The sequence below is a fragment of the Micromonospora olivasterospora genome (assembly GCF_007830265.1).
Lineage (GTDB): Bacteria > Actinomycetota > Actinomycetes > Mycobacteriales > Micromonosporaceae > Micromonospora > Micromonospora olivasterospora.
In genome coordinates this window covers 4,849,696-4,869,156 of sequence record NZ_VLKE01000001.1, presented here as the reverse complement: position 1 = coordinate 4,869,156, position 19,461 = coordinate 4,849,696, and the positions used below count along the sequence as shown (strand labels likewise).

Genomic DNA, 19,461 nt, shown 5'->3' with positions numbered 1-19,461 from the left:
AGGCCCTGCTCACCGCCGGCAGGCCGACCGGCGAGATCGCCCACAAGGGCGTCAAAGCCCCGGTCCAGGCCACCCGGCGGTGGCACACCGAGCGCACGAACGCCCGACACAACGCCCTCAACCCGCTACAACGCTGCCACGAACGCAAAGAAGACGTGGCCAACGCTCACTTCAACCTCGCCGATGCCATCGTCACCATCCGTAGCCTCATCCGTCAGGCATGGTTCTTGTACCGGTGGGACACCCGCCCCACCCGCCGACCATGAAGGCCACCCGCCTGCGCGACCGCTCAGCCAGTTGACCGAAGATGCCGAGCACGATGCTGCCCCCAGCAACTCCACCCGCTGCGCCAGGGCATCCTCGCTGAAGGGCACCTCTTCACTCATGACACGCATCTCGGCCAGCAGTTCCTCGTCGCCCACCATCATGCCGTTACCCCCTCTGCCATCTCACGGCCGGGCCGTAGCAGCGGGTTCATTTCGGCGATACATTGTTAACCGGCCCCGGTACCGGTGGCGTCCATCCGCCACCGACACAGGGCCTGCGAACGGCTGGGATACGCAGCGGACAGGGCGGGAAGGGACGGCGCGGGGCGCGGGCGCGGGCGTGGGCGCGGGGTGCGGGGCGCTCAGCAGGTGGGCAGGCGGGCCAGCCAGCGGTGCACCTCGGCGCGGCCGCGCAGCCGCACCAGCGGCAGACCCGGCGCGTGGGCGGCAAGCGTGGGCGGCAAGCGCGGCCAGCACCCGGGGACGGGACACCCGGGGATAGCGCCGGGCATAGCCGAGAAAGTCGAGGTCGAGGCGTTCCACCCCGTGCCGATCACACCCGCCGAGCAGCAACCCACACGCGTTGGTCAGGGGCGGCGGATGATGGCGGCGCCCGGCGCGAGGGCGGGCTCCACCATGTCCCGGTAGTCCCGTGGGAACTGGACCACCACCTCGTCGAACTCCCCGCCCGTGATTGCCTCGCGCAGCGTGACGAACACGGCCTGGACCGCCCCCCGCGCGGCCCGCTCGTCGAGGCCGGCCCGCTGGCCCACCCGGGCGACGAACTCGGCCGCACCGAACCGGTCCGCGGCCTCCGTGTCCGGGCTGGGCCGCAGCACCAGCTGCAGCGGCTTGGGTAGCTGCGCCGCGAGGTCGAGCACCTCCCCGCCGGTCAGCCGCTCGGCGAGGGTCTCCAGCGTGGCGCGGGTCAGCTCGACGGCCCGCGCGGAGTCCACCCGGGCCCGCTGGGCGACCAGGTCGACGAAGGTGTCGTAGTTCACGGCCGTGCTCCCTCCGCTGCCTCGGACGGCCCGCGTACCCGTACCGAGGGGGCGGAAACCGCTTCGGCGGCGCGCGGGATCGCGGTCCGCGAGCGGGCGTGAGCGGCCCCTCGGCGGGTAACCGCGGCCGGTCGTGACCGGGAAGAGAAGCGGCGAGGAGCGCACACCATGGCGAGCTACGACGACGTCCTGCGGTACCTGTCCGGTCTGGACTATCCCGCGGGCAAGGCCGACGTGCTCCGCGAGGCGGAGCGGGAGGGCGCCCCGCCGGACGTGCTGAAGGCGTTGCGGGCCCTGCCGCCGGTGGACTACGCCAACGGCAACGAGGTCGCGCGATCTGCCGGCATCGAGGCGGCCCCGAGGTCGGCCCGGCGCAGCGCGCGGCGCAGGCCCGGGACCGGCACCCGCGGGTGTCGCAGCACCTGCGCCGCATCTGAGCGGTGAGCGGGGAACCCTCCTCTACCGGAGGCGACAGGAAGGGGCCGTTCGCTACGTCCCGACCGGACGGGCACACCCCGGCGGCGGTACAGCTCACCGTTATGGCGCTCGCCGGCGCGCTGGCCGGCGGCGTGTCCGCGGTGGTGGCCCCGCTGGTCCTCGCCCCGCTGATCGGCTGGGACGCGGCGGCGCTGAGCTGGCTGGTACTGGTCTGGCGCACGTTGTGGCCGCTGGACGCGCGGCGCACCGCGCGGCTGGCCGTGCACGAGGACCCGAACCGGATCGTCCGGGACGTGCTCGTGCTGGGCGCCTGCCTGGCGAGCCTGGTCGCGGTCGCGGTGGTGCTGGCGTCGGCGCACAGGGTGTCGCCGGGGCTACCCCGCAACGTCTACAGCGGGCTGGGCGTGGCCAGCGTGCTGCTCTCCTGGCTGGTGGTGCACACCGTCTTCACCGCCCGGTACGCGCGCGTCTACTACACGGGCACGGACGGCGGGGTGGTGTTCCACCAGAGCGAGCCGCCGCGGTACTCGGACTTCGCGTACGTGGCGTTCACGGTGGGAATGACGTTCCAGGTCTCCGACACGAACCTGACGAGCAACGAGATGCGAACGACCGTGCTGGGGCACTCGCTGCTGTCGTACCTGTTCGGGGCGATCGTCATCGCGGCGACGGTGAACCTGCTGGCGGGCCTGGCCCACTGAGCGCGGGACCACGCGCACCGGGCGCATGACCAGACGCCGGGGACAGGCGGGCGCCCGGGCCGCGAACCGCGACCAGGGCGCCACCACAGCCTGTCCCCTGGCGGTTGACCGCGACCCGAACCGGGTCGCGCCGCCGACCGGTCGCCGACCGCCCGAACCGGGCGGAGGCGACAGCTGAGATCATCCTAGCGCCTACATCAGCCGTACGGTCAAATTTCGCTCAACTGTGGGACTGGCCACGATCATCCGGTCAGCTCGGCGTACCGCTTCTCCAGCTCCACCCGGGCCAGCGCGCCGACCAGCCACGCCAGCCGCTCCGACTCCCCGCTGCCGGCCAGGCCTGCCAGGTCCCGCGCGGTACGCCCGAGGCCCAGCCGGCGCGCCGCGGCGAGTGCCCGGCGGTCCGCCACCGGGGCCACCTCCCGCCACAGCGCCTGCGCCTCGCGCAGGAACAGCTCCGCCGCCTCGGCGTTCACCCCGGGCAGCTCGGACAGCAGCGCCCGCTCGCCGGCCGCGTCGTAGTGCCCGGCCCCACGCAGCCGGCGCAGGTCACCCCGGTACCGGTCGACGACGGTCCGGGCGAGATCGCCGAGGGTGTCGGCGAACGCGTCGACGTCGCCGCGCTGCCCGGCCTCGCGCAGCACCCGGACCCGGTCGGCGTGCAGCGACCGGGCCAGCCGGGCCGCACTGTCCCAGCCGGCGTCACGCAGCGCCGCCGCGGCGTCCACCGCCCGCCGGAAGTCGCCCCGCCGGGCCAGCAGGACCGACAGGACGAGCAGCTGGAACAGCCGCGACGGGTTGTTGGTGACCGGGAAGCCGTACTGCTCGGCGAAGCCGCGCCCGCTGCCGGCGAGCCGGCGTACCAGGCGCTTCTTGTCCTCGATGCTGGAGATCACACTGGTCGGCATGCCCGCGACTACCCGCGGCGACGGCCCTCACTCCTGCCGGCGGTCAGCCCGGGGCGTCCCGGCGGTCAGCGCAGGACGTCGCCGTGCCGGGTACGGGCCTTGAGCCGGGTCGTCGGCAGCTCGGGCGCCGGCAGTGGCGGGGCGGGATCGTCGGCGACCACGCCGAAGCGGCGGCCGGCCATCCAGTCCTCCCGGGCCGCGGCGACCTCCTCGTGCGAGCGGCCCACGAAGTTCCACCACATCACCAGCGGCTCCTCGAACGGCACGCCGCCCAGCAGCAGCAGATGGCTGCCCGGGGCGGCCCGCAGGGTGAGGCTCTCCCGCCCGGCCGGGAGATGGAGCAGCGCGCCCGGCGCCACCGACACGTCGTCCACCTCGGCGGAGCCGGACATCGCCAGCAGGCCGTACTCGAAGTCGCGGCGCAGCGGCAGCCCGGCCGGAGCCGCGCCGCGGGCGACGAGCTGCGCGCCGACCAGCGGCGTGTGCACGACGGCCGGGGACCGCTCCCCCGCGATCTCGCCGGCCAGCAGCGTCACGTCGAGGTCGCCGTCGCGCCACACGGGCAGGTCGGCGTGGTGGGCGAAATCGGCGGCGCCGGCCCGCGCCCCGTCCGGCAGGGCCACCCACAGCTGTACGCCGTGCATCACCGGCGGGTGTTCGGCGGGCGAGCGCTCGGAGTGGGCGATGCCGTGGCCGGAGGTCATCACGTTGAGCTGCCCGGGGCGGATCGGCTGGACGTTGCCGAGGCTGTCCCGGTGCACGATCTCCCCGTCCAGCAGCCAGGTGACCGTCTGGAGGCCCGTGTGCGGGTGCGGCGGGACCTCCATCCCGGGCCGGTCGGCGACGTCGTCCGGGCCGAAGTGGTCGACGAAGCACCACGCGCCGACCATCCGGCGCGTGCGCTGCGGCAGCAGTCGGCGCACCACCGTGTAGCGGCCGAGCGGCACGTCGTGCCCGGGCAGCAGCACGGTCGGCGGCTCGACGGCCGCCACGCCGGGGGCGCGGGTCTGTGCCGGCAACGATTCGGTACGGTCCACCGGCCCGACTGTACGCGCACCGCCGCCGCGGAAGACGCCGCTGGCCGGGTCCCCGGTTCGGGGACCCGGCCAGCGGATCGTGCTTCTGTCAGCTGTTCCAGTGCTGGGCGACCAGGTCGGCGGCCTGCTGCTCCCACTGCGCGTACGCGTCCGGGTAGGCCGACACCTGCACCGTCTGCGCGGCCTGGGTCAGCGGCATGTCCTGCCACCCGTCGACCTGCCGCAGACCCTTCAGGAACGCGGTCGTCGAGTACTCCGGGTCGGTGATCTGCTCCGGGGTGCCCCAACCCGACGACGGGCGCTGCTGGAACAGGCCCAGCGAGTCGTGGTCGTTGGCGTCACCCAGGTGGCCGAGGTTCTCCAGCTTCGACTCCTGCAGGCTGGTGGCGATCGAGATCACCGCCGCCCGCTCCGGCAGACCGGCCTTCTTCGTCGCCGCGATGATCGCCTTCGCGTTCGCGGTCTGCTCGTCGTTCAGGTCGATGTGGGACTGCTGGCCCTGCACACCGTGCGGGATCAGCTTGGTGTTGTCGGGCTTGTCGGCCTGCACCGTCACCGCGACCGGCTTGCCCTGCACCGGGGTCTCGGCGTGGGCGGCGGTGGCATGCAGCGGACCAGCGGCCAGCCCACCGGCGAACGCCAGACCAGCAACACCGAGAACACTCTTACGCAGCAGCATCGTGTTCATGATCAAAGCTCCATTCGGGGGTCGACGCACACCAAAGGGGGACGGCGTGCGCAAGCACCGCCAGGCGCTCGAAAGCTCGAAGGGGAAAGTCTCTGCCCGGTGCGACCGCGGGGCGGCGGGTGCCTCGTCGGGGCGGGGCCTCGTCGCGGGCGGGGCCTCGTCGCGGGCGGGGGCCTCGTCGCGGGCGGGGGCCTCGTCGCGGGCGAGGGGGCCTCGTCGCGGTGCCGGGAACCATGTCCAACGACCGGCGGCCCACCATCATTCCGGCCTGGCCCGGCCCCGTTCGGGAGAGCCCGGCGAGGGCTCGTTCGAGGGGCGGCACCGGCGGGGCGTGGTGCTGCCCGGGGCCATGCTGCTCGGTCGTGCGTCAGGTGTAACGACCCCACCCCGCCCACGATTCCGCCGCCACGATGCCGCCGGTCACACCCACCGGGCACCCTCGCGAACCGGACACTCGGGTGATCCACTCCATGTCGCCGACATGGGGGCATCCGTGCCGCTCGGATACCCCCATGTCTCCGCCATGGAGTCGATCACCCCCGCCAGGAGCTGCTGCGGTAGATGGTTCCCTGGTAGTCGGGCTTCGCCTCGGCCGGCTCGTCGACGGGTGCCCGGCGCGGCGTCCGCGCCCGCCGCACCCGGGTCACCACGAACCAGCCCAACCCCACCGCGCACACCGCTATCACCACGTTCTGGAACGTGCCCACGTAGCTCTCGACGACGTGCCAGTTCTCCCCGAGCAGATACCCCGCCATCACGAAAACGGTGTTCCAGATCAGGCTGCCCAGGGTCGTGTACACCAGGAAGGTCCGCACCGGCATCCGTTCCACCCCGGCCGGGATGGAGATGAGACTCCGGAACACCGGGATCATCCGGCCGAAGAACACCGCCTTCACCCCGTGCCGAAGGAACCACGCCTCCGTCCGGTCGACGTCCTCCAGTTTGATCAGCGGCAGCCGCGCGGCGATGGCGCGCATCCGGTCCCGGCCCAGTGCCGCGCCGATCGCGTACAGCGCCAGCGCGCCGAGCACCGACCCGAGCGTCGTCCAGCCGATCGCGCCGGCCAGGCTGATCTTCCCCTGGCTGGCCGCGAACCCGGCCAGCGGCAGGATCACCTCGCTGGGGATCGGCGGGAACAGGTTCTCCAGTGCGACCGCCAGCCCGGCGCCGGGGCCGCCGAGCCGTTCGACCAGGCCCGTGACGAACCCGACCGGCCCGTCGGAGCCGGGCTCCGGAGCGGAGGCCACCGTACGGGGGAAGGGCAGGATCGACTGCGCTGTGATCATCAGACAAAGTTAGAGCCCGCGCAAATAGGTCAGACGCGCTGCCCCAGATACGAGGCGGGCACGGACATCCATGATCATGAAGGTGCTTACGCCTCGTGATCGCCAGGAGTGTCCGTGCCCGTTGTTCCATCATGGCTGATGACCCCGCTGTGGGACCAGTTCGCCGCGCTGTTGCCCGAGCGGCCGCGGGTTGATCCGTCGCATCCGCTGGGGTGTCACCGGCCGCGGGTGGCGGATCGGCTGATATTCGAGAAGTTGTTGCAGGTGCTGCGGTTCGGGTGTGCGTACGAGTCGATCGCGGACAGTGGTTGTTCGGCGACGACGATCCGGAACCGGCGTGACGAGTGGATCACGCTGGGCGTGTTCGAACAATTGAAGGCCATCGTATTGGACACCTATGACCGGATTGTCGGACTGATTCTGGACGATATCTCGGTGGACGGGTGTATCACCAAGGCTCCCGGTGGCGGTGAGGTCGCCGGCCGGTCTCCGGTCGACCGGGGCAAGCAGGGGATGAAACGCTCCAGCATGGTCGAGGCCCGGGGGATCCCTCTCGACCGGGTTCTGGCCGGCGCGAACCGTCATGATTCACCACTACTGGCGTCTACTCTGGACAAGCTGGATGTGTTCGGTCCGCTGCCGGAGAAGGTGACAGTACACCTGGACGCCGGCTACGACTCGGCGGTCACCCGCGAGCTTCTGGCCGGCCGTAACCTGCACGCCGAAATAGCCCATAAGGGCGACAAAGCACCCATCCAGGCGGGCCGCAGGTGGCATGTCGAGCGGACGAACGCCTGGCACAACGCCTTCAACCGCCTGCAACGCTGCTACGAACGCCGAGAACGCGTCATCGACGCGTTCTTCGACCTCGCCGACGCGATCATCACTCTACGTAGCCTGATCCGGCAGGCATGGACCCTCTACCGCTGGGACAACCGTCCCACCCGGCGCCCATGATCTTGACCTATCTGCGCGACCTCTTAGTGACCGTCTTCGCCGACTGCCACGCCTTCGGCCGGCTGCACGCCCGGCTACGGCGCGTCGCGGCCCTGGACGCCGAAGCGTCGTACCCGACCCCTAGGTTCTGACCCAGGGCCCCGGAGCGGCCGGGGCGCACGAGCACGGACGGGGTGACCGGGCATGACGCCGACGACAGAGACGGTCCGCTCGGCGGACGGCACGGTGATCGCGTACGAGCGCGTCGGGCGGGGGCCGGCGCTGGTCATGGTCGACGCCGCCAGCGGCTTCCGGGGTTTCGGCCCGATGCGGGGCCTGGCCGCCCTGCTCGCCGACCGGTTCACCGTCTTCTGCTACGACCGCCGGGGCCGGGGCGAGAGCGGCGACACACCGCCGTACACGGTGGACCGGGAGGTCGACGACCTGCGCGCGCTCGTGGCGGAGGCGGGCGGGTCGGCGTACCTGTTCGGGTTCTCCTCCGGCGCGGTCCTGGCACTGCTCGCGGCGGCCCGCGGGGTGCCCGTCGCGGGCCTGGCGCTGCTGGAGCCGCCGCTGGACTTCGCCGCCCCGCCGACACCGCCCGGCGAGGGCCTGGCCGGCGAGATCGCCGCGCTGGTGGCGGCCGGGCGGCGCGGCGACGCGGTGGCCCACTTCCAGCGCCAGATCGGGGTGCCCGCGGAGTTGGTCGAGGGGATGCGGCACGGGCCGCTCTGGCCGACGCTGGAGGGGCTGGCGCACACCCTCGTCTACGACCTGACGGTCACCGGCTGCCTGTCGCGGGCCGAGGTGTCGGCGGTGACCGTCCCCGCGCTGGTCGTGCACAGCGAGAGCAGCGACGAGCGGTTGCGCGGCTGGGCGCGGGGCGTGGCGGAGGCGCTGCCCGCCGGCCGGCTGCGGGGCATGGCGGGCGACTGGCACCAGGTGCCCGAGGAGGCCCTGGCCCCCGTCCTGGCGGAGTTCCTCCTCGGCCCGCGGCGCGAGGAGGCCGCAGGCCCGGTCGCGTGAGGCTCAGTCGTCCTCGCCGCCCCCGCCCGACTGCCGGTAGGGGGCGAGCAGGGCGCCGAGCTGCCCGGCGGCCTCCCCCCGGATCCGGTCCTTCTCGATCGCCTCGGCGACGCGCTCGCGCAGGTCCCGGATCCGCTTGATCCGGTCCTTCGGCTTGCCGCGTTCCAGGTCCCGAACCTTGTCGCGCAGCTCGTCGGCCGTCTTCGGGTCGATCTCCCCCCGGGTCTCCGCCTCGTCGACGACGGCGACGACCGCGGCGGCCAGCTCGCGGAGGCTGACCGGCTGCGTCCGCCCGGTGGTCGGCGGGGCGCCGCTCGGGGTGGCCGCCTCGGACGGCGTCGCGGCCCCGGTCGGCTGCTCGTCCGCCGGCGCGCTGGTCCCGGGGCCGGCGACCGGGGGGTTGGGCGACTCGTCACCGAGGGCGAGCAGCCCGACGAGCCCGAGCAGCAGCACCACGCCGGCCGCGACGAGGACGCCGACGAGGCGGTTGCCGCGGCGCGGCGGGACCGGCCGGACCGGATCAACGGGCGGCGGCCCGGACCGGACCGGACCGGCGGGCGGCGACCCGGACCGGACCGGACCGGCGGGCGGCGACCCGGACCGGACCGGGGCCGCCGCCGCGGCGCGGGGCGGGGCCGGTCGGGCGGCCGGACCGGCGCGGTCGATCAGGGTGGGCGGGTGCGCGGCGGCGCGGGACACGGTCGGCAGCGCCGCCGTCGGCTGGTCGGCCGTCGGCGCGCCGAGCCGGGCGGCGAGCTGGGCGGCGGTGGGCCGGCCGGCCGGGTCGGCGGACAGGCAGGCCAGGGTGAGCGCGGCGACGTCCGGGGGCAGCCCGGGGACCCGCGGCGGCGCGACGGGGGCGGGCCGGGCGTGCACCGCGAGGGCGTCCTCCCAGCTCTGCACGGGCAGCGGGGCCCGTCCGGTGAGGGTCCGGTAGAGCAGGGCGCCGAGGGCGTAGACGTCGCTGGCCGGGTTCGGCGGCCCGGGAGTGAGCCGCTCCGGCGCGAAGTACGCGGGGGTGCCCATGACCAGCTCACCGGTCTGGCCGGCGAGCGGGTGGTGCGGCCCGGCGAGCGCGGCGATGCCGAAGTCGAGCACCTTGGCGCCGGTCTCGGTGAGCATGACGTTGCCCGGCTTGATGTCCCGGTGCACCACGCCGATGCGGTGGGCGGCGGCCAGCGCGGCGGCGACCTGGCCGGCCGTCCGGACGGCCTCCGGCCAGGGCAGCGGCCCGGCGTCGAGCCGGTCGGCGAGGTTGCGCCCCTCGACCAGCTCCATCACCAGGTACGGCACCACCCTGCCGCCGTCGAGGGTCGCCTCGCCGTAGTCGTACACCTGGGTGACGTGCGGGTGGGTGAGCCGGGCGGCGGCCCGGGCCTCGCGCTGGATCGTGGCCCGCAGCTGCGGATCGGTGGCGAACTGCGCCGCGAGGGCCTTGACCGCGACGGGTCGGTGCAGCACCTCGTCGTCGGCGCGCCACACCTCGGACATCCCGCCGAGGCCGATGCGCTCGCGCAGGACGTACCGGTCGTGCAGCCGGAGGGTGGGAGTGAACGGCGACATGATTGGTCCAGTCTGCCTGCCGGCCGCCGCCGGGCACCAACCACGGTGCCCGGTGCGGGTCGGATCGTCCGGTCCGTGCCCGGACGGGCGGACCGGGCGCCGGTCCCCACATGGGGTGAACTCCCGGGCCGCCCCGAGGCCGGGCCGCCACTCAGCCCGGGTACAGCTCGTCGCGCAGCCGGGCGAGCAGGTCCGGCGTCCGCTCCGGCGGCTCGGCCTCGACGCAGAGCCGTTCCATGGCCGCCGCGTAGTAGTCCAGGTCGTCCCGCTTGTCGAGGTAGAGGGCGCTGGTGAGCTGTTCGATGTAGACGATGTCCGGCAGGTCCTGGTCGCCGAAGCGGAGGATGGTGAACGCACCGCCCGCCGCCGCGTGCCCGCCCGCGTCGAACGGGATGATCTGCAGCCGCACGTGCGGCGAGCGGGTCGCCTCGATCAGGGCGGTGAGCTGGCCGCGCATCACCTCGGGCCCGCCGATCGGCCGGCGCAGGGCCGCCTCGTCGAGCACCGCCCACAGCTGCGGGGGCTCCGGGCGGCTCAGCAGTTCCTGGCGCCGCATGCGCAGGCCGACCCGGCGGTCGATCTCCTCCGTGCCCGCGCGGGCGTGGCCGAGCAGGACGACCGCCCGGGCGTACTCGGGGGTCTGCAGCAGGCCGGGCACGAACTGGACCTCGTAGCTGCGGATCAGCGCGGCGGCGGCCTCCAGGCCCAGGTAGGACTGGAACCACGAGGGCAGCACGTCGCCGTACCGGTGCCACCAGCCGGGGTTGTTCGCGTCCCGGGCGAGCTTGAGCATGGCCTCCCGCTCGTCCGGGTCGACCACCCCGTACAGGGTCAGCAGGTCGGCGACGTCGCGTTCCTTGAAACCGACCCGGCCCAGCTCCATCCGGCTGATCTTCGACTCGGAGGCGCGGATCTCCCACCCGGCGCTCTCCCGGGTCACCCCGCTGGCCTCGCGCAGCCGGCGCAGCTGCGCGCCGAGCAGCATGCGCAGCACGGTGGGACCGGTGGCCGGACCCCCCTCGGCGGGAACCGTCATCACGCCTGACCCTCCACCTGGCACCTCTCGCCGGCCGGGCCCCACCCCGGCCGACGTGTAAGCATGCCACGGACCGAGAGTGAGGTGAACGGCGTGGACCGACCCCCCGCTCCCACCTGACGGGACGCGGTTGACCGGTGACGCCGCGTCAATTGATCAGATGGTCGAAGTCCCCGTCGCGGGCGCCGAGCACGAACGCCGCGATCTCGTCCACCGTGTAGATCAGCGCCGGCCCCTCCGGATGGCGCGAGTTGCGTACCGCGATCCCGGCACCACCCGGGAGCGCGGCCAGCTCGACGCAGTTGCCGCTGGGATTGCTCCGCCGGCTCTTCTGCCAGTTCAGCGGGGGTAGCTGGGCCGTGGGAACGCCGTTGGTCGGCTGCTGCATGGGGACGTCTTTCTCCTCGGGCGCCTGCCGATGCCGCGGGAGGAGCGGTGCTGGCGAGGGTTGCGGGCCGAAACGGTTGCATCTGCACGTGCATCTGCTATTGCATCTGCATCGGACACCGAGCATGATACTGCACATGGGCAGTACCCATCCGCTCACTTTGGGTTACCCGACCTGGGCTCAGACCAGGGCAAACGTGGTACCGGAGGGGCGTCGGCCATCGCCTGCCGGCACCCGCCGGCCGACGCGGCGAGGGGAGGGCTCGTGCCGGATCCGTTGACCATCGCGTCCGGGATCTCGGCCGCCGGCGCCCTCGTCTCCGCCTGGCAGCTACGACGCCGCGCCCTGCTGGCCGAGGCGGAGATCGCCCACCTGCAGGCCGAACTGGCCGCCGAGCGGCACGCCGCCAGTCACGACCCGCTCACCGGGCTGCCCAACCGGCGCGCGTTCTTCCGGCTGGCGGCGGCGCTGCTGACCGACGCCGCCGGCCAGCCACTGATCGCGGTGGTGCTCGACCTCGACGGCTTCAAGCAGGTCAACGACCGGTACGGGCACGCCGCCGGGGACAAGGTGCTGATCTGCGTGGCCGAGCGGCTGGCCGCCTTCGCCGGCGACAACCTGGTGGCCCGCCTCGGCGGCGACGAGTTCGCCGGCCTGCTGACCAGCCCGACCGTCGACCGGCGGTGGATCGAGCACGCCACCCGGCGGCTCTGCGAGTCACTCGCCGCGCCGATTTCGCTCGACACCTGCACCCTGCGGGTGACCGCGTCGGTCGGGCTCGCGCCGGTCACCTGCCCGAACCAGCTCACCGAGGCACTCGACCGCGCCGACGCGGCGATGTACCGGGCGAAGAGCGTCGGCGCGCCCCGGGCCGCCCGCCAGCTCCTCGGCGACCTCCCTGGCCCGGTCCAGCTCGTCGACAGCGCCTGACCGCGCCGCGGTGCCGACCGCACGGCCGCGGAAGGAGCGCGCATCGTGTCGCCGACCACCCGGCCGGGCGGACGCGCGCACCGCGGGCGGAGCGCGCGTCCGGGGATCAGCGCCAGCCGTAGCCGGCGCGCAGGGCCTGCCCGACCCGGTCGAAGCGGGCCCGGTCGAGCACCGCGCCCTCGCGCCGGATGCTGTCCTCGCGCATGGTGAGCACGCGGTCGAGCCGGACCCAGCTCGGCCGATTCTCGTGGTCCCACGCGCCGGGGCCGAGGGACAGCCAGTGCCGCTGGCCGTCCCGCTCGCTCTGGCTGGACAGCATCAGCCCGAACAGGGTCTGGCTCTGCCGGCCGACGACCAGCACCGGCCGGTCCTTGCCCTGCCTCGGGTCGTCCTCGTAGGGCACCCAGGTCCAGACGATCTCGCCCGGGTCGGCCTGCCCGTCCGGCTCCGGGGCGTAGCTCAGCTGCCGCCGTTGCAACGCCGAGACCTGCCGGCGCCGCGCGACCTGCGCCGGGATCGGCCCCGGCGTACGCGTCGCGGCCGCACCCCGGGTCACCCGGCCCAGCCGGGACGCCACACTCCTCAACAGACCTGCCACGGCGGGCAGCCTAACCCGTCGCCGTCACTCCCGCCGACACGCGGATGACCGGGATCGCCGACAGCAGGTCAACGCCTCATGCGCTTGTCGGCCCTGCCCGGTCACCCGGTCGCGGGGCACGCCTGATCGGCGTGGGTTCCTGGAGGACCACCTCGTCGTCGTTGACGGGTAGGGGTGTCCACCCTTGTCAGGATCGGCCAGGAGCAGCGTGGCCGCTGGCTGAGATCGAACCCACGACAGGATCTCCTGCCGCGTTCCCTCCCGGGTTTCGATACCGGCGACCTCCCCATCCTCCCCCGGCGGGTCGAAGGGGTCCTCCCACGTGGCGGTCCAGACCGTGCGGCGTACCCGCTCACCGGTCCCACTCAGGTAAACGTAGATGGTCCCGTGCCCGGGGCGGGGCGTGCCGATGCGTTGCTCAGGTGCCGCCTCCGTCAGTTCGGGTGCCCAGCGACGTTGTACGTTGCGGGATTCAGCCATGTCTCTCATGGTGGCACGCCCTATCGACGGCAAGTCACGAATCAGCAGAGGCCGCCGCTCCCGAGCTACTCGGCACTCAAGGCCTTGACTCGTTTCGGGTGGTGGCGGCAGCAGTGGCGGCGCCACATCCTGGGTGTAGGGGTGGCCGTCAGGGTGGTCTCGTTCTGCAGTCCCAGTGCCCAGGCTTTCATCCAGTCGGTCATCCCCGGTGTCAGCCTTCCCTGCCTGTCGGTGTTCAGGGATACCCCGGTGGGGAGTTCCAGCGTCTCCAGGTATTCGCGCAGGGTGGTGGGGCCACCATCGCGGGGCCGCCAATTGACCACGTCCGGTGGCGGCGGGGGAAGCTACGACTCCACCTTTTTCCACCATCTACCGACCGATTGTTTGGTGATCAGGTTGCCGGACAGTTCGGCTACCGCCCTCTGCCTGTAGGGGTAGCCGTCAGGGGTGGTCTCGTTCTGCATTCCCAGTGCCCAGGCTTTCACCCATTCGGCCATCCCCGGTGTCAGCCCCCCCTGCCTGTCGGTGTTCAGGGATACCCCGGTGGGGAGTTCCAGCGTCTCCAGGTATTCGCGCAGGGTGGTGGGGCCACCATCGCGGGGCCGCCAATTGACCACGTCCGGTGGCGGCGGGGGCAGCGACGGCCCCACCTCTTTCCACCAGTTCCCGACCGATTGGTGGGTGATCAGGTTGCCGGACAGTTCGGCTACCGCCTTCAGGGTGTAGGGGTGGCCGTCAGGGGTGGTCTCGTTCTGCATTCCCTGTGCCCAGGCTTTCACCCATTCGGCCATCCCCGGCGTCAGCTTTCCCTGTTTGTTGGTGTTCAGGGATACCCCGGTGGGGAGTTCCAGCGTCTCCAGGTATTCGCGCAGGGTGGTGGGGCCACCATCGCGGGGCCGCCAATTGACCACGTCCGGTGGCGGCGGGGGCAGCGACGGCCCCGCCTCTTTCCACCATTTCCCGACCGATGGTTTGGTAATCAGGTTGCCGGACAGTTCGGCTACCGCCTTCAGGGTGTAGGGGTGGCCGTCAGGGGTGGTCTCGTTCTGCATTCCCTGTGCCCAGGCTTTCACCCATTCGGCCATCCCCGGCGTCAGCTTTCCCTGTTTGTTGGTGTTCAGGGATACCCCGGTGGGGAGTTCCAGCGTCTCCAGGTATTCGCGCAGGGTGGTGGGGCCACCATCGCGGGGCCGCCAATTGACCACGTCCGGTGGCGGCGGGGGCAGCGACGGCCCCGCCTCTTTCCACCATTTCCCGACCGATGGTTGGGTGATCAGGTTGCCGGACAGTTCGGCTACCGCATCCTGGGTGTAGCGGTGGCCGTCAGGGGTGGTCTCGTTCTGCAGTCCCAGTGCCCAGGCTTTCACCCATTCGGCCATCCCCGGCGTCAGCCCCCCCTGCCTGTCGGTGTTCAGGGATACCCCGGTGGGGAGTTCCAGCGTCTCCAGGTATTCGCGCAGGGTGGTGGGGCCACCATCGCGGGGCCGCCAATTGACCACGTGCGGTGGCGGCGGGGGCAGCGACGGCCCCACCTTTTTCCACCATTTCCCGATCGATTGTTGGGTGATCAGGTTGCCGGACAGTTCGGCTACCGCCCTCTGCCTGTAGGGGTGGCCGTCAGGGGTGGTCTCGTTCTGCAGTCCCAGTGCCCAGGCTTTCACCCATTCGGCCATCCCCGGCGTCAGCCCCCCCTGCCTGTCGGTGTTCAGGGATACCCCGGTGGGGAGTTCCAGCGTCTCCAGGTATTCGCGCAGGGTGGTGGGGCCACCATCGCGGGGCCGCCAATTGACCACGTGCGGTGGCGGCGGGGGCAGCGACGGCCCCGCCTCTTTCCACCATTTCCCGACCGATCCTTGGGTGATCAGGTTGCCGGACAGTTCGGCTACCGCCTTCAGGATGTAGGGGTGGCCGTCAGGGGTGGTCTCGTTCTGCATTCCCTGTGCCCAGGCTTTCACCCATTCGGCCATCCCCGGCGTCAGCTTTCCCTGTTTGTTGGTGTTCAGGGATACCCCGGTGGGGAGTTCCAGCGTCTCCAGGTATTCGCGCAGGGTGGTGGGGCCACCATCGCGGGGCCGCCAATTGACCACGTCCGGTGGCGGCGGGGGCAGCGACGGCCCCGCCTCTTTCCACCATCTCGCGACCGATGGTTTGGTAATCAGGTTGCCGGACAGTTCGGCTACCGCCTTCAGGGTGTAGCGGTGGCCGTCAGGGGTGGTCTCGTTCTGCAGTCCCAGTGCCCAGGCTTTCACCCATTCGGCCATCCCCGGCGTCAGCCTTCCCTGCCTGTCGGTGTTCAGGGATACCCCGGTGGGGAGTTCCAGCGTCTCCAGGTATTCGCGCAGGGTGGTGGGGCCACCATCGCGGGGCCGCCAATTGACCACGTCCGGTGGCGGCGGGGGCAGCGACGGCCCCGCCTCTTTCCACCATTTCCCGACCGATGGTTGGGTGATCAGGTTGCCGGACAGTTCGGCTACCGCATCCTGGGTGTAGCGGTGGCCGTCAGGGGTGGTCTCGTTCTGCAGTCCCAGTGCCCAGGCTTTCACCCATTCGGCCATCCCCGGCGTCAGCCCCCCCTGCCTGTCGGTGTTCAGGGATACCCCGGTGGGGAGTTCCAGCGTCTCCAGGTATTCGCGCAGGGTGGTGGGGCCACCATCGCGGGGCCGCCAATTGACCACGTGCGGCGGTGGCGGTTCTGGTAGTGACAATGCGGTTGTAAATACGGGTGGGGACGGCTGTGGTGAAGGGTGCGGGATTGCCGATCTGGCTGTAGAGGCCGGTATGAATTCCTTCGCGTGTAGAGACGCCGGGCCGGGCATGATCGGGGTGTCGGAGAGGTCCAGTGCGACCATCCTCGGGTACGAGGGCGCAGAACCATAGTTGTCGTGAAATAGGGATCCGGCCGAGGCCAGGATGATGTTGACTTCGTACACCTCGGACATCAGGCGTAGCAGCGCCTCCTTCAGGTGCAAAGCAGACGTCCCGCGCGCGTCGAGAGCCTGCCGCAACGTCGCCACGTCTGCCGGGGACAAACCGTTCCTTTCAGCGAAGTCGGTTCTGTCGATCAGGGGATCGAACTCCACCCGCAGACGATGGCGCACATCCCCAGCTCCTCGCATCCGTGTCCGCTCATCCTCACCCGTCGCGAACCCAAGCCCCATCGCCCGCGAGAATCGCGTGAACAACCGGTCCCACTCGCCTGACCGCAGCAACCCGGCCGGCACGGGAGGAAACGGAACAGGAGCGGGAACAGGCGACAGATCCACCCCTTCCAGACGCGGGTCCGGCATCAATAGATCCCCTGACGTGGATGCCGGGTCAAGAAGGGCCGGGTCAAGAGGAGTCAGGTCGTAGGTTTCCGAATTCCACTCAACCGGTGCGGTCGCGTCGTCTCCCACCATCGGCGGCGTCCACGCGACATCCATCCCGGACATTCGGTACGGCGGATACCAGGACCCGTCCTGATCGGTGCCCCCCGGCACCCAATCCTTATCGATGGTCGGCGTGCCCATCCGATCCAGATCCGGGTCCGGCATCAATAGATCCCCCGACGTGGATGCCGGGTCAAGAAGGGCCGGGTCAAGAGAAGTCAGGTCGTAGGCTTCCGCATTCCACTCAACCGGTGCGGTCGCGTCTCCCACCATCGGCGGCGTCCACGCGACATCCATCCCGGACATTCGGTACGGCGGATACCAGGACCCGTCCTGATCGGTACCCCCCGGCACCCAATCTTCATCGATGGTCGGCGTGCCCATCCGATCCAGATCCGGGTCCGGCATCAATAGATCCCCCGACGTGGATGCCGGGTCAAGAAGGGCCGGGTCAAGAGAAGTCAGGTCGTAGGCTTCCGCATTCCACTCAACCGGTGCGGTCGCGTCGTCTCCCACCATCGACGGCGTCCACGCGACATCCATCCCGGACACCCCGTGCGGCGGATACAAGGACTCGTCCTGATCGGTACCCCCCGGCACCCAATCCTTATCGACGGTCGGCGTGTCCATTCGATCCAGGCCCAGGTCCAGGTCCAGCACGTCCTGGAATGCCTGGTCAAGATGCGCCAGGCCGACCCCGGACAAACCGTCGTTCTCCGTTGGATCGGATGGCCGCCCGAGGGACGGGTCGGGGGAGGTGATGTCTGCCCGCATCGCCTGGGACGGGCCGCGTGGTGTGCTGGTGGAGGCGAGCAGGGCCGTGCTGACGTCAACGCCGGTCGTGGTCGGCCGCGGGTGGCCGGCGCTCTGGCCGGGCAGCAGATCCGCGATTGTGGCGGGCCGCCCGGCCCCGTCGAACGCCGCCAGCAAGGTACCCGATGCGAACAGGTGTCGCAGCCACGGATCACGTATCGCATCGTTCGGCTCGGGTCGGTCGACGCTGCCGGGGGCCAGAGAGTCCCGCACCTGGATTCTCGGCAGCCCGGACTTCTGCGGCTGGCTGTAGAGGGCGAACACGTGCTGCGGTTCGTTCGGTGGCGCGGCCCTGACCACGACCATCGACCCCGGCGCCGCCCGCAACGCGGCCAGCACGTCCTCTCCCGCGACCCCGTCCGGGCGGGCGACACGCTCGGGTACCGTGTCGAGGATCTCCATCAGTTGCGGCCAACCCATGGTGGGCGCGAGCCGACCATCCGGCCCGATGATCCGGTCGTCGAACACCGCACGGTTACCCAACCGCCCGTACACGGCGGTGAACTCATCAAGAGTGCCCGCCACGCACCACCACGAGTCACCGCTGTTGCCAGCAGACGCCTGCGCCCGGGCGACCCACCCGGCGACCGGCTTTCCAGACTCGATCATCGCCGCCGCCGGCCCGGTTGCCGCGACGGCCGGCTCACCGCCGCCGGCGTCGCCACTGATCGGCGCGTCCGGCAAGGAGACGTCACTGGTCGTACTTGTGTGGCTGAAGCGGTCGCGGTCGAACATGTCATCGCTGAAGACAGACATGTCACTGACCGACGCCGTGTCACTGGCACCGTCACTGGCGTGGATCGGCGTGCCATCGGCACTGGGGGTGGCGGGCGTGTCGCTGATGCCGGCCTGGGCGAGTACCTGGTGGTATCCGTCGACCCAGTCCCGTTGGAAGGATTTGGCGAGGGTGTCGTGGCTGGCCGGGGCGACGCCGTACTTGCGGGCCAGGGCGGTGAATTGATCTTCTGCCTGGCTGGCCGCTGCTGCGGTGCGCTGCTCGAGAGTCACCGACACTGCCGGCGCGTCGGTACGCCAGTTTGCCGGGGCGTCCGCCGGGAACGGGATGGCGTGCGGTGCGGTGATGTCGGGAATGGCCGCGGCCGCGACACGGGCGGGCAGGTCGGTGACCGCCTGCCGGACCACGTCCGCCACGGCGCTCACCTGCGCGGCGTCGGGCCTGACCACCACAGCCGACGGCACGGCGGGCGGCACGGTCAGCGGTGCGGTCGGTAGGGGGGTGGTGCCGAGGATCGCATCGAGGCTCCGGTCCACGTGGGCCCGCACCTGCCACTCGGCCGCGCGCACGGCGTCCGACGGCGGCGCCGCCGCCCCGGAACCCCCTGGCACGCCAGCGCCCCCGGGCGGGACGACGCCCCCGGGCGGGACGACGCCGCCTGGCAGGGGAGCGGTCGCCGGTGTGCCCATGGTGAAGTACTGATCGAGGTGGTGCTGGACGGCCAGGTGCGCGATCGAACGCAACGCCTGCCGGTCGAACTCCCCGGGCAGCGCCGCGACAACCTGCTCCGGGCGTACCGCCGCCGGGATCTGCCCACCCGCCGGGACCTGCCCCGCGAGCGTTTCGGTGACCCGGGCGACCGCCCGGTCCCGGACACCGAACAGGAACTCGCTGGTCAGGGCGGTCGCGGGCAGACCGACCTGAGACAGGAAAACCGGGACGGCCGGATCACCCTGCCGGGCATCGGCCCACTCGGTGAACACCTGCTCGACCGGCACCGGAAGCGCGGTCGGGAACTGCCGCGCCTGCCCCGTCCCGGCCAACAACCCACCATAACGGTCCGCCAGTTCCTGCTGGAACCGATGCCACTGCTCGACCACCGGCCCACCCGCTGCCGCGACCCACGCCGGCACCGGCGCAGCCGGCATCGACAGGTTCGACACCGACCACGACGGCACCGACAGGTCCAGCTTCGGCGCGGGCAGGTCCGCTGCCGGCAGCGCAGACGGGGGCGGCGGGGCCTGCCCGCCGGTCACCACAGG

General features: G+C 71.7%; 17 protein-coding genes and 1 pseudogene. 7 read left to right on the top strand and 11 right to left on the bottom strand.

The features are described from left to right. Positions 1–29: 29 nt before the first annotated feature. Positions 30–266, top strand: a pseudogene (locus JD77_RS22500) (IS5/IS1182 family transposase); the annotation flags it as partial. Positions 267–853: 587 nt separating this feature from the next. Here JD77_RS22500 and JD77_RS22495 read toward each other — a convergent pair. Continuing rightward, positions 854–1,267 carry a DUF2267 domain-containing protein gene (locus JD77_RS22495; protein ID WP_145776057.1) on the bottom strand — a complete coding sequence of 138 codons (414 nt, stop codon included), beginning with the start codon at positions 1,265–1,267 and terminating at the stop codon, positions 854–856. 168 nt (positions 1,268–1,435) lie between these two features. On the opposite strand from JD77_RS22495, the gene JD77_RS22490 reads away from it, so the two are divergent. Both JD77_RS22490 and JD77_RS22485 read left to right on the top strand, forming a co-directional pair. Continuing rightward, on the top strand, positions 1,436–1,711 hold the full coding sequence (locus JD77_RS22490) for a DUF2795 domain-containing protein (RefSeq protein WP_246140840.1): 276 nt from the start codon (positions 1,436–1,438) through the stop codon (positions 1,709–1,711). Next, positions 1,708–2,406, top strand: coding sequence for a DUF1345 domain-containing protein (locus JD77_RS22485; RefSeq protein WP_211372631.1), 699 nt, complete (start codon positions 1,708–1,710; stop codon positions 2,404–2,406). Before JD77_RS22490 ends, JD77_RS22485 begins: the two co-directional genes overlap by 4 nt. A gap of 242 nt (positions 2,407–2,648) precedes the next feature. On the opposite strand, the gene JD77_RS22480 is transcribed toward JD77_RS22485, so the two are convergent. The 4 genes from JD77_RS22480 to JD77_RS22465 all read right to left on the bottom strand — a co-directional run bounded on the left by JD77_RS22480 (position 2,649) and on the right by JD77_RS22465 (position 6,325). Next, entirely contained in the window at positions 2,649–3,314 is a 666-nt protein-coding gene (locus tag JD77_RS22480; RefSeq protein WP_145776056.1) for a hypothetical protein, read from the bottom strand. Between the two features lie 65 nt (positions 3,315–3,379). Then, positions 3,380–4,351: a pirin family protein gene (locus JD77_RS22475; protein ID WP_145776055.1), complete on the bottom strand. Its 972-nt coding sequence runs from the start codon at positions 4,349–4,351 to the stop codon at positions 3,380–3,382. Between the two features lie 88 nt (positions 4,352–4,439). Continuing rightward, complete coding sequence (locus tag JD77_RS22470) at positions 4,440–5,039, bottom strand: hypothetical protein (RefSeq protein ID WP_145776054.1); 600 nt, start codon at positions 5,037–5,039, stop codon at positions 4,440–4,442. Positions 5,040–5,572: 533 nt separating this feature from the next. After that, positions 5,573–6,325 (bottom strand): DedA family protein, encoded by a 753-nt coding sequence (locus JD77_RS22465; RefSeq protein ID WP_145776053.1) that lies wholly within the window; start codon positions 6,323–6,325, stop codon positions 5,573–5,575. Between the two features lie 114 nt (positions 6,326–6,439). Here JD77_RS22465 and JD77_RS22460 point away from each other — a divergent pair, with 114 nt between their 5' ends. From JD77_RS22460 to JD77_RS22455, 3 genes are read left to right on the top strand one after another with little or no spacing between them, the layout of a single operon-like run. Then, positions 6,440–7,282, top strand: coding sequence for an IS5 family transposase (locus JD77_RS22460; RefSeq protein WP_145773437.1), 843 nt, complete (start codon positions 6,440–6,442; stop codon positions 7,280–7,282). Then, positions 7,279–7,413 carry a hypothetical protein gene (locus JD77_RS34830; RefSeq protein ID WP_281292112.1) on the top strand — a complete coding sequence of 45 codons (135 nt, stop codon included), beginning with the start codon at positions 7,279–7,281 and terminating at the stop codon, positions 7,411–7,413. Before JD77_RS22460 ends, JD77_RS34830 begins: the two co-directional genes overlap by 4 nt. A gap of 52 nt (positions 7,414–7,465) precedes the next feature. Continuing rightward, on the top strand, positions 7,466–8,287 hold the full coding sequence (locus JD77_RS22455) for an alpha/beta fold hydrolase (RefSeq protein WP_145776052.1): 822 nt from the start codon (positions 7,466–7,468) through the stop codon (positions 8,285–8,287). A 3-nt stretch (positions 8,288–8,290) separates the two neighbouring features. Here the strand turns inward: JD77_RS22455 and JD77_RS22450 are convergent, their stop codons facing one another. From JD77_RS22450 to JD77_RS22440, 3 genes are all read right to left on the bottom strand, one after another. Continuing rightward, positions 8,291–9,850 carry a serine/threonine-protein kinase gene (locus JD77_RS22450; protein ID WP_145776051.1) on the bottom strand — a complete coding sequence of 520 codons (1,560 nt, stop codon included), beginning with the start codon at positions 9,848–9,850 and terminating at the stop codon, positions 8,291–8,293. A 151-nt stretch (positions 9,851–10,001) separates the two neighbouring features. Then, positions 10,002–10,889, bottom strand: coding sequence for a helix-turn-helix domain-containing protein (locus JD77_RS22445; RefSeq protein ID WP_145776050.1), 888 nt, complete (start codon positions 10,887–10,889; stop codon positions 10,002–10,004). A gap of 145 nt (positions 10,890–11,034) precedes the next feature. Beyond that, a complete protein-coding gene (locus JD77_RS22440; RefSeq protein ID WP_145776049.1) occupies positions 11,035–11,274 on the bottom strand; it encodes a DUF397 domain-containing protein in 240 nt (79 codons plus the stop codon). 264 nt (positions 11,275–11,538) lie between these two features. Between JD77_RS22440 and JD77_RS22435 the strand changes: the two genes are divergently transcribed. Beyond that, positions 11,539–12,204: a GGDEF domain-containing protein gene (locus JD77_RS22435; protein WP_145776048.1), complete on the top strand. Its 666-nt coding sequence runs from the start codon at positions 11,539–11,541 to the stop codon at positions 12,202–12,204. A 106-nt stretch (positions 12,205–12,310) separates the two neighbouring features. Here the strand turns inward: JD77_RS22435 and JD77_RS22430 are convergent, their stop codons facing one another. The 3 genes from JD77_RS22430 to JD77_RS22420 all read right to left on the bottom strand — a co-directional run bounded on the left by JD77_RS22430 (position 12,311) and on the right by JD77_RS22420 (position 19,455). Further along, entirely contained in the window at positions 12,311–12,802 is a 492-nt protein-coding gene (locus JD77_RS22430) for a type II toxin-antitoxin system PemK/MazF family toxin (protein ID WP_145776047.1), read from the bottom strand. A 545-nt stretch (positions 12,803–13,347) separates the two neighbouring features. Beyond that, positions 13,348–13,605, bottom strand: a complete 258-nt coding sequence (locus JD77_RS22425) for a hypothetical protein (RefSeq protein ID WP_145776046.1) — start codon at positions 13,603–13,605, stop codon at positions 13,348–13,350. Positions 13,606–13,626: 21 nt separating this feature from the next. Then, a complete protein-coding gene (locus JD77_RS22420; protein ID WP_145776045.1) occupies positions 13,627–19,455 on the bottom strand; it encodes a hypothetical protein in 5,829 nt (1,942 codons plus the stop codon). Positions 19,456–19,461: the final 6 nt, after the last annotated feature.